The sequence below is a fragment of the Streptomyces sp. NPDC050549 genome, assembly GCF_040655035.1.
Lineage (GTDB): Bacteria > Actinomycetota > Actinomycetes > Streptomycetales > Streptomycetaceae > Streptomyces.
The window spans coordinates 1-9,302 of sequence record NZ_JBFAJD010000088.1 but is presented as its reverse complement, the minus strand read 5'-3'; the positions used below and the strand labels follow the sequence as shown (position 1 = coordinate 9,302).

Sequence of the window (9,302 nt, the reverse complement as noted above, 5' to 3'; positions counted from 1 at the left end):
GTCTGGGCTCGCTTCGCTCCCCCAGAGCAACCCCCGCTTCGCGGGGGTTGCATGAGGAAGTGTTGATTGGGGCCGGCTTCGCTCGGCCCCAATCAACCGGACTGCTTCGCAGTCCGGGTTCGGCAGGTCCGCTTCGCTCCCCTGCCTCTGACTTTCCGGCTTCGCCTCCAAGTCTGGCCCGCTACGCGGGCTGCTGGTTACACGGCATCCTGGTCGGGGGTGGGCATTATCCTCTGCCTGCGCTCGTGGCGGAGGCTTCTTGTCCGAGGTCGCACAGCGTTGATGACGGTCCTGTCATAGTGGGGTCGAAGCCCGCTCCCGGGGCGGTGCAATCAAAAATGGATGCGGATAAAGTCTACGCTTAGCGGGTAGTGCCTCCGGCGGGCGCCCCTGGGTTGAGAGGTGGTGTGCTGTGTCGACTCAGTGGACGCTTCGTCCTCATCAGGTTGAGGCTGTTGACGCGGTGGTGCGGGCCTTGGGGCATGTTCCTGACGGAGGGTCATCGGGTGACGTGCGGGCCCAGGTTGTCGCCGCTACCGGAACGGGCAAGAGTCTGATCGCCGTGCATGCGGCGCGGGCTCTGCGCGCGCGGCGGGTGCTCGTGCTGGTTCCCACGCTGGGGCTGTTGACGCAGACGGTGTCTGTGTGGCGGGAGGCGGGGCGCCGGGGTCCGATGTTCGGTGCCTGTTCGCTGTCGGGCGAGGATGCGCAGGTTCTTCGGTGCACCACCGATGAGGCGGAGTTGGTGGGGTGGGTTTCGGGTCTGGAGGTGGTGACGGTCTTTGCCACCTACGCCTCGTTGGGGTTGGGGGTCCTGGAGCGGAGTCATCGTTCGGGGCTGGCCGCCTGGGACCTGGTGGTGGTGGACGAGGCGCACCGGACGTCGGGGGCGTTGGGCAAGGCGTGGGCGGGGGTTCATGACAATGCGCGGGTGCCGGCGTTGCGGCGGTTGTACATGACGGCTACGCCGCGGCTGTGGGAGGTGGGAGATCGTGAGGAGGCGGGGGGTGGTGAGCTGGTTGCGTCGATGGATGACGAGGCCGTGTTCGGTCCGGTGGCGTATCGGCTGTCGTTGTCGGAGGCGATTGAGCGGGGGTTGATCGCGCGGTACCAGGTGGTGTGTGTCGACATTGCGGATCCTGGGCTGTCGGTGGTCGAGTTGGCAGGGGGCGCGGGGAGGACGGCACAGGTTCGGGGTGTGCGGCTGGCGGCGTTGCAGACGGCGGTGATGAAGGCTGCCGCGGAGCGGAGGCTGCGGCGGCTGCTGACGTTTCATTACCGCACCAGTGAGGCTGAGGCGTTCTCCAGTGGTTTCGGCGCGGTGGCGAAGGAGTTGTGGGAGAGCGATCCGCAGCTGTATGCGGAGCCGGACGCGGTATGGGCTGACTGGCTGTGCGGGGAACACAAGCCGGCGCACCGGGGGCGTGTGCTGGAGATGTTCGCGTTGGAGCCGGAGGGTGATCTGGGGGCGGCGTGGGTGCGGGTGCTGTCATCTGTGCGGGTGCTGGGTGAGGGGGTGGACACCAAGGAGTGCGATGCGGTGGTCTTCGCGGATGTGCGGGGGTCGGCTGTCGATGTCGTCCAGGCGGTGGGGCGGGCGCTTCGGATGCAGCCCGGGGAAGGCAAGGTCGCTTCCCTGGTGGTGCCTGTCTTCCTCGGGCCGGGTGAGCAGCCTGACGAGATGCTGGTCTCTCGGGCCTATGGGGAGCTGGTGAAGGTGCTCACGGCGTTGAGGGCTCATGACGCCCAGGTTGTGGAGCAGTTGGCCGCTGTCCAGGTGGCCGGCGGTGAGGCCGCGGGAGGAGCGGTTCAGGCATCCGGTGAGGTGAGCCGGGCTGCTGCGGAGCTGTTGTCGTTCTCCCGGCCCCGGGACCCGTCGCAGTTGGCTGCGTTCATCAGTCTGCGTGTGCTGCAGCCTGAGACGCAGTTCTGGCGGCGGGGTCTGGCTGCTGCGCTCGCCTACCGCAGTGACCGTGGTGATCTGGCGGTGCCGTACGGGTACCGGACTCCGGACGGGTTTGCTCTGGGCGTGTGGATCGCCCGGCAGCGCAGTTCGCGCAACCGCGGGGAGCTGGATGCGGAGCGGGTGGGGCAGCTGGATGAGCTCGGCATGATCTGGGTGCACGCCGAGGTCGCGTTCGCCGAGGGGGTGTCGGCGGCGCGGGGGTGGGCGGCTGAGCACGGGCATCTGCTGGCGCCGGCCGATGCCATGTGGGAGGGCTATCCGGTGGGGCTGTGGTTGAAGAACCAGCGGGCCGCCGCGCGGCAGGACAAGGGCGGTCAGGGAGCGGTTGGGCTGAGTGCGCAGCGGCGGCGGGCGTTGGAGAGCATCGACCCGTCGTGGTGTCCGTCGTGGTCTGTGGCGTGGCAGCGGTGCTTCCATCTCGCCCGGCTGCATGTGCGCAGTGGGGAGGCACTGCCGGAACAGTCGGGGTGTCTGGTGGTCCAGGGGGAGGATCTGGGGCAGTGGGCGGTGTCCCAGCGGCGTCAGTGGGACACGCTGGGGGCAGCGCAGCAGTGGCTGTTGCAGGAAGCGCTCGGGCTCGGGCCGCTGCAGGGCGGTGAGAAAGACCTTGCGGCGCCGCGGCGTACACGGGCGCAGGTATGGGTGGCGAACCTCGCGGCGGCCCGCCAGTACCGGCAGCGGGAGGGACACCTGGAGGTGCCTCACCGGCACGTCGAGGAAGTTGAGGGTGATGCGTGCGCGCTGGGGGTGTTCATCGCCAACAGCCGCGCCCGCCGCGCCCGGCTCGCGCCCGAGCGGGTCGAGGAGTTGTCCGAGCTGGGGATGCGATGGGTGTAGGGCGGCGCTCTTCGCCGGGGGCTGCTGGGTGGGGTGGCCGCGGGCGGGTCCTATCGGGCGGGAGCGGTGAGTCGTTCTGTACGGGGCGGACGGAGGTCAGTGGAATAGGGCTCGGGCCAGGACAGCGTGGAGTTTTCCGCCGGCGGCTGCGGCACCGATCTCGGCTGCGGTGGGGTCACCGGCCAGGCCCGTGCAGAGAACGACGCACTTCTGTGCCTGCAGCATCCGCCACATCGCGTCGGGTGCCGACGTGGGGGCGCTGCTACGGATGATCGTCGGCTGTCCTCCTGCGGGGGCAGCGCCGTACAGGCCTTCGAGGGCTCTGGCCTTGATGCTGAAGATGGCCGTCCACTCGTGGCTTGGCTGGGGGACGTCGGAGCCGGTCATGGTGATCCGTGAGGATGGTCATGGATCCAGGACAGGCCTCCGAGGTCGAGTCGGGAGCGGGCACGGGTGACTGCGACGTAGGCGAGGCGGGCGTCTGCGTCGTCGATGGGTCCGGGTACGGGCCGGCCTTCGGCGTCCTGCTGGTCGGTGTCCCTGGGCGGGGTGAAATCGTCTGCGATCGTCACGCGGGGCCATTCGCGGCCTTTCGCTTTGTGCGTGGTCGATACGGTCACCTGGGCATGCTGCTCGGGCACGAGCCGGGCGACAGCGGTCAGGATGGCGTCGGTACCGTGGGTGTCGACGAGGTCGATCAGGGGCTGCAGGTCGCGGCCGGCCGGGTCGTGAGCGGCGTAGTCCTGCAGTTCGCCCCAGGAGGGGAACAGGATCAGTTCGGGGTGGGTGGTGCGGCGGCCGTCTTTCAAGTCACGGGCGGCCTGGGCCAGGGCGCGCAGACTGTCCCCTCCGTCGACTAGAGCGACGCGGCATCCGGCGGTCATCAGGTTCATGACCTGGGCCATGGCGCCGACGTTGGTGCGGCACAGCACCGCGTCGGGCCGGGCGAGGGGGCCGAGTTCGGTGGGGATGCCGGGGGTGCCGGTCAGGCGGAGCGGGGCGTCGGCCAGGTGCAGCCATCGGTTGGCCTCCGCGGCGAGGAGGGGACCGAAGCGGAAGGACTGGGACAGGGTCAACTGGGTGCCGTCGAAGCCGGTCATGACGTCTTTGGCGCCGCGCCAGTCGTAGATGGCCTGGGCGGAGTCGCCGACCATGACCAGCTGAGCGTGGTCGCGCTGGCCGAGGAAGACCTGTTCGACGACGGGATTGGTGTCCTGGGCCTCGTCCAGGAGCAGGAAGTCGGTCTGGATGCGCGGCCGGGTGAGAGCCCAGATCTTCAGGTAGTGGTCGTGCTCGAAACGGACGCAGCCGTCGTCGAGGTATTGCAGGTCGGCCCAGGCTCTACGGGCGAACGGCACGATGTGGGAGGCGAGTTGGGCGTGCAGGCCGGCCTCTTCCACACCGCGCAGACGGGGGACATGGTGGCGTGTGATGGCTTCATCCACGGTGTGGCAGAACTGGGTGACGGTGCGCAGGGTGGCATTGGAGAGGGCCCTTGGGGTGACTTCACGGTCTCCGACGCGCAGGGCTTTGGTGATGCCGAGGGCTTGTCCGGTCTGCCAGGCTGGGCGGCGGGGTGCATTGAGGCGGCGTGTGTAGCGGTGGCCGACGGCCGCGTAGGCCAGGGCGTGGGCGGTCTTGCACTGGACGGTGTCGGGGAAGCGGGTGCGGGCGTCCTGGGCGATGGCCCGGTTGAAGGCGAGGTAGCGGCCGCGGCGTTTGGTGGTGCGGGCGAGCAGGGCCAGGGTCGTGGTCTTGCCTGTGCCGGCGCCGGCCTGCAGGGCAAGGTGCTGGCCGGCGTGGAAGGCGTCGGCCGCGGCGGCCTGTTCGTCGGTCGGGTTCATGCGGGGGCTGCTCCGGGGGTGCGGGTCAGGGCGTGGCCGACGGCTGCCAGGAGGTGCGCGGCCGTGGTGCTGGCGAGCAGTTGGTGTACGGCACGGTCGAGGCGGTCGGACTCGTCGCTGGCGTGCTGGGCCAGCGCCCGGTGCAGGGCCAGCTTCACGAAGAGTTCCGGGCTCTGCCCCACGTGGTGGGCGGCCCGGCGGATCGTGGCGTGGGCGGCGGGCGGGAAGGCGAGGTTGAGCAGGACCTGCCCGCCGTCGTCCGGGTAAGGGGTGGTGATCACGTCCACGGGGAGGCGCGCAGCGAGGCGCTGGCGCAGCCGGTGCGCGGCGCGGCCGGAGGTTGGGGCGTGTACGAGGGTCATGAGGCGGGTGGTGTCGTGGTTGGCGGCGAGCGGCAGTGCGCGGGCGGCGGCGCGGAGTTCGGCCGGGGCCAGGGGGCGGGTGAGGAGGATTTCCAGGGCATGGTGGGGCATCGTCATCTCTCCCTGCTGCCGTGTGCCGGTGGGTGGGGCAGGCGGGTGCGGAGGTGCTGGGTGTGCAGGAGGGGGTCGAAGACCTGCCATCCGGCCGGCGCCAGGTCGGCGGTTCCGTGGGAGGCGGCGTGCGCGGGGCAGTGCTGGAGGCGCCAGCGCCGTTGTTCGGCGTGGGGCAGCCGGCTGAGGTCATAGACGGCTGTCGTCTGTTCGGGCAGGGGAAGTTGGCCGCGCCAGGCGCCGACGGGCAGTTGTCTCCAGGATCCGGCCGGGCCGTCCGGGAGCAGGAGGGGGCTGGGGCAACGGCGGCGGTGATGTGTCTGGGCTACGCAGCGGATGCACTCCAGGGGGCCGTCGGCGAGGTAGAGGACCAGCAGCATCCGCACGACCGGGCGCTCGCCGGCGTCGGCAGGCGCTGCACCGGCGGGGGACGTCGTGGGGGTGAAGGCGCCGGTGTCGATCAGGCGGCGGGTGCGTACGGCGAGTTGGCGGCGCGCCGACGCGAGAGGGCGGCTGATCCGGCAGATGGGCGTGCGTTGCGGGCAGAGCACGGCGTGCGGGATGCGGCACCAGGCGCTGCCGTCGTCGTGCGGGTGGGCGATGCCGCCGCTCAGGTGCCAGCGGCAGGAGGCGGGGACGTGGGCGGTGGCCAGTTCGGCGGGGTGCAGGGCGATGGGACGTCCGTCGGCGCGCTGGTAGAGGTCTGTGCGGTTGCCGCAGCGGTGGCAGCGGCCGCTCTGGCCGGCGCGCAGCAGGCGGCTGGGGCTGGTGGCCGCCACCCGCAGTGGACGGCGTAGCGGCACGGTGGTGGTGCTGCCGTCCCAGTGGCGGCCGGTGGGGGCGGAGTTGGGGTGCATGGCGAGGACCGTGCCAGGCGGCACACCGTGAGGGCGGAGCGGGCGGGAGGACAGTCCCCCGGGCGGCCCAGCAATATCGAATACCAGCACGGTAGGGCGCATGTGCGTTCTGTGCGGGTTCGCCGGTCCGGGTGATTTACGGCGCGTGCCGGGCCGCGGACGAGCAGGGTCAGGCGCCCTTGGATCCGGGCGGGGTGTGGTTGCCGCAGAGCGGGCCGAGCAGCTGCTCGATGGGGACGTCGAAGGCGTGCGCGAGGGCGTGCCAGGTGGTGACGGTGCCGGCGGCTCGGCCGTGTTCGAGGTCGATCAGCGTGCGCCGGGCCAGGCCACTGCGCTCGGCGAGTTCGTCGAAGGTCCACCCGCGCGTGTTCCTCAGCCGCGCCAGCGTCACACGCAGGGCGTTGCGGTCCGGTTCGGGCGGCAAGATCGTCACCCCACCATCCGACGGTGCAGACACCTGCCCTGTCAGTGCGGATTTCTGCACTATCAGTGCAGGTGAGGGCACCGGCACCCACCCTGCGCAAGTGCAGGGATCTGCACTACGGTGCGGGCGGCTCCCGCATGCGTACCGGGAGACCACCGCACAAGGCCGGCGCCGACCGGACCGGAAGGGGACAACGAGCCGATGCGGCTTGCCAGCACACACGCCACGGTGCAGCGCATCTGGACAGTGCACCTGCGCCCGCAGACGGGCGGACCGGCTCTGGCCTGTCCGCGCTGCACACCCGGTCCCGTCCTGCCGGCCGCCTCCGCCCGCTCGGCCGCTCTCACCCATCTGGCGCGCCACGCCCGCGCCGACGATCTGCCCGGGCACCTGCGCACCTGCCAGTGCCGGACGAGGGGCTGCCACTGGCACCCCCGCCACCGCGGCTGCGCGGGGCCCGTCCTGCTCGCCCTGACCTGCGACCGCAGCGGCCGAGCGTGGCGGCTGGCCGATGCCTGCGCCGCCTGCGCGGCGGCGATGAGCCACACCGCCGTCGTACCGCCCACCCTGCTCGCCGCCGACCGCACCCAGCCGGTCACCCGCACGCCGCGCTCCGCGCTCAACATGCCTCCGTTCGGCCCGGCGGAACAGCGACGCGTGCGCGAAATGCTCACCTATCTCGCCACGGCTCTGCCCCGCTTCTCCTCCCCCGCCGCACGGCTGCTCGCCCTGCAGTGCGCACTGCGCGCCGACCGCCACGGGCAGGTCCGCCTGCCCCACGGGTTCCTGCGCGGCATGCGGCTCCACGACCGCGCGGAGCTGTGGCTCGAACTGGAGCACGCCGGCTGGCTGCACCGCCCCCGGCGCAGTGGCTCCCCCGTTCAGGCACAACTGCTCGACGCCGCCGTCCTTCACCAGGACCCCGGACGCACCGCACGCATCCGCGCCGCCCAATGGGCCCTGCACCCCACCCCGCTGGCCATCCCGCCCGCCCTGCCCTCCGCCCTGCAGCTGGCCTCGCTTGCCCTGGCGGCCAACAGCGCTGCCGGGGCTGGCGGAGGTGAGCCCGATGTCCTCACACGCCAGTGCGGGCAGCCGCTCCAGCAGCTGGAGGACCTCCTCGACCAGCTGGTCCACACCCGCCACGTGACCGCCTGGCACCGCCATCACGACAGCGGCGAGATCCGGTGGGAGCTGCCCGTACACTCCCCGCTCAGCAAAGACGCCGCCCACGGGGCCGGCACGTAAAAGGGGCACGGTGGTCCGTATGCCTGGCCAGGGCCTCCTGTCTCCGGGCCGCACTCGCAGATCCTCGAACGCACTCATCCGGTGGGACAGAGATGGCACCCACTGCCGGGACGGCTGGGAAACCGGAGAAAGATCTGCCGGTGGCCGTGAGCGCCGAGGAGTTCCCTGCGCGGCTGGAGTCCGCGCCCGAAGAAACGAGGATGGATACGTGCAAGGTCACCACATCGGAAGCGAACCCCCTGCTCGTCAGCTGCCAGATCGACTGCGAGCGGTCGGACCTGGATGGCGCTCCCTGCTCCTGCGACTGCACACGTGACTGCTTGCCTTTGAGCCGGACTACCGCATCCATGACGTGAAGGAAAAGCTCGGCGCGGTCCGCATCCACATCAGCGCCTCATCTGCTCCCGTACGCCCCGAGGTCCGAAGCCTGCTCACTGCAGCTGAGGAGCAGTCCGCGACGACCTGCGAGTTCTGCGGAAGCCCTGGCCGCCGCCGACGGCGCAACGACGACGCAGGAGGCTGGATCAAGACGGTGTGCGAGGACTGCCACACCGCGTTGTCTGATCACTCCATCATGATCGCCAACGGAGAAGTGCGGCATCGGCAACACCGAAACAGGTAGCTGCACACCTCTTGAGGACCCCGTCCCGCTGGGCGAACGGCGCGCACCGCCGAAGGGCCGCCATAGGCCATGTCGGCATAGGCGGAAGACCTCTCCGGTTTTCCCCGCCTACCTGGGACACCAGCCGCGACGATCACCGGAAGGTGGACCTCGTCGCAGGTCAGCACAGCCAGCCAGGATTGCGCGCAGTCCTGGTTTCCACCGCCAAGGCACCGCAGGCGGATCTTCCTATCCTCCGACGCCCGGAAACCGACCGCATCTTCGTTCCGGAGGGGCATCCCCCACCGCTTGCTTCGCTGCCGCCTCAGCCGTGTGCCCGGTGCAAGTACATCGGCATGACAGTGCGCATGAGCTGTTCACCGCAGCGGGAGCAGCCGCTACGGGTACTGCCGACGCGGACGGCATTGGTCGTAGCCAGGTCGGTGGCGGTCAGGACGATGTCGAGACCGGGGTGAGGACGGCGGCCAGGGCCTCGGTGCGGTTGGCGGGACGGGCGACGATGACCCGGGTCCCGCGGTGAACAGGCCGCGGGTGCCTGCGCCGCGCCACGGTGAGGTTGCGGGCGACGGCGGTAATGGGCGTGAACGCCCGGCGTGCGACGGCGGAGTGATCCTCGATGCCCGGTTCGAGCGGACTGGCCAGGGGCAGGTCGTCGAAGCCGATCAGTGCCACCCGGTGCGGCAGACGGAGCTCCTGCAGAGTCATACAGGCCCCGACGGTCAGGAAGTTCTGGCCGGAGATGAACGCGGTGGGCGCATGGGCAAGGGCCGGAGTTCTCGGGTGGCCCCCTCGGCGGCTTCCACACCGTGCAGGCCGCGCCTCACGAGCGAGCGGTGCAGGACTATCCCGCCTCGGCCAGCTCTTCCAGGAACCCGGCGTAGCGCTCCTCGGCCGTCCAGATAGCGCGGAGGCTACCGAACGCCTCCGCCACTCGCCTTAGTGCGTTGTGGCAAACCGGATCTCGTTCGAGGTAATGCGGCGCGGGTGATCATCTGGACGGAGGTTCGGGTGCGGTCGCGGGCATGAGAGAA

At 70.6% G+C, this 9,302-nt stretch carries 8 protein-coding genes; 2 read left to right on the top strand and 6 right to left on the bottom strand.

Annotated features, from left to right (window positions below; all coding sequences use genetic code 11):
• The first annotated feature begins 412 nt into the window (after window positions 1-412).
• Window positions 413-2,803 carry a Helicase associated domain protein gene (locus AB0I51_RS47740; RefSeq protein ID WP_362985705.1) on the top strand — a complete coding sequence of 797 codons (2,391 nt, stop codon included), beginning with the start codon at window positions 413-415 and terminating at the stop codon, window positions 2,801-2,803.
• Window positions 2,804-2,899: 96 nt separating this feature from the next.
• On the opposite strand, the gene AB0I51_RS47735 is transcribed toward AB0I51_RS47740, so the two are convergent.
• The 5 genes from AB0I51_RS47735 to AB0I51_RS47715 form a co-directional block, all read right to left on the bottom strand.
• Window positions 2,900-3,190, bottom strand: a complete 291-nt coding sequence (locus AB0I51_RS47735; RefSeq protein WP_362985703.1) for a hypothetical protein — start codon at window positions 3,188-3,190, stop codon at window positions 2,900-2,902.
• A complete protein-coding gene (locus AB0I51_RS47730; RefSeq protein WP_362985701.1) occupies window positions 3,187-4,647 on the bottom strand; it encodes a UvrD-helicase domain-containing protein in 1,461 nt (486 codons plus the stop codon). Before AB0I51_RS47730 ends, AB0I51_RS47735 begins: the two co-directional genes overlap by 4 nt.
• On the bottom strand, window positions 4,644-5,126 hold the full coding sequence (locus AB0I51_RS47725) for a hypothetical protein (protein ID WP_362985699.1): 483 nt from the start codon (window positions 5,124-5,126) through the stop codon (window positions 4,644-4,646). The genes AB0I51_RS47730 and AB0I51_RS47725 overlap by 4 nt, the downstream gene beginning before the upstream one ends.
• Window positions 5,123-5,977: a DUF6083 domain-containing protein gene (locus AB0I51_RS47720; RefSeq protein WP_362985697.1), complete on the bottom strand. Its 855-nt coding sequence runs from the start codon at window positions 5,975-5,977 to the stop codon at window positions 5,123-5,125. The genes AB0I51_RS47725 and AB0I51_RS47720 overlap by 4 nt, the downstream gene beginning before the upstream one ends.
• Window positions 5,978-6,146: 169 nt before the next feature.
• Window positions 6,147-6,410 (bottom strand): helix-turn-helix transcriptional regulator, encoded by a 264-nt coding sequence (locus tag AB0I51_RS47715; RefSeq protein ID WP_362985695.1) that lies wholly within the window; start codon window positions 6,408-6,410, stop codon window positions 6,147-6,149.
• Window positions 6,411-6,602: 192 nt separating this feature from the next.
• Here AB0I51_RS47715 and AB0I51_RS47710 point away from each other — a divergent pair, with 192 nt between their 5' ends.
• Entirely contained in the window at window positions 6,603-7,649 is a 1,047-nt protein-coding gene (locus tag AB0I51_RS47710) for a hypothetical protein (protein WP_362985693.1), read from the top strand.
• A 1,051-nt stretch (window positions 7,650-8,700) separates the two neighbouring features.
• Here AB0I51_RS47710 and AB0I51_RS47705 read toward each other — a convergent pair.
• Window positions 8,701-8,976 (bottom strand): hypothetical protein, encoded by a 276-nt coding sequence (locus tag AB0I51_RS47705; RefSeq protein ID WP_362985691.1) that lies wholly within the window; start codon window positions 8,974-8,976, stop codon window positions 8,701-8,703.
• Between the last annotated feature and the right edge of the window lie 326 nt (window positions 8,977-9,302).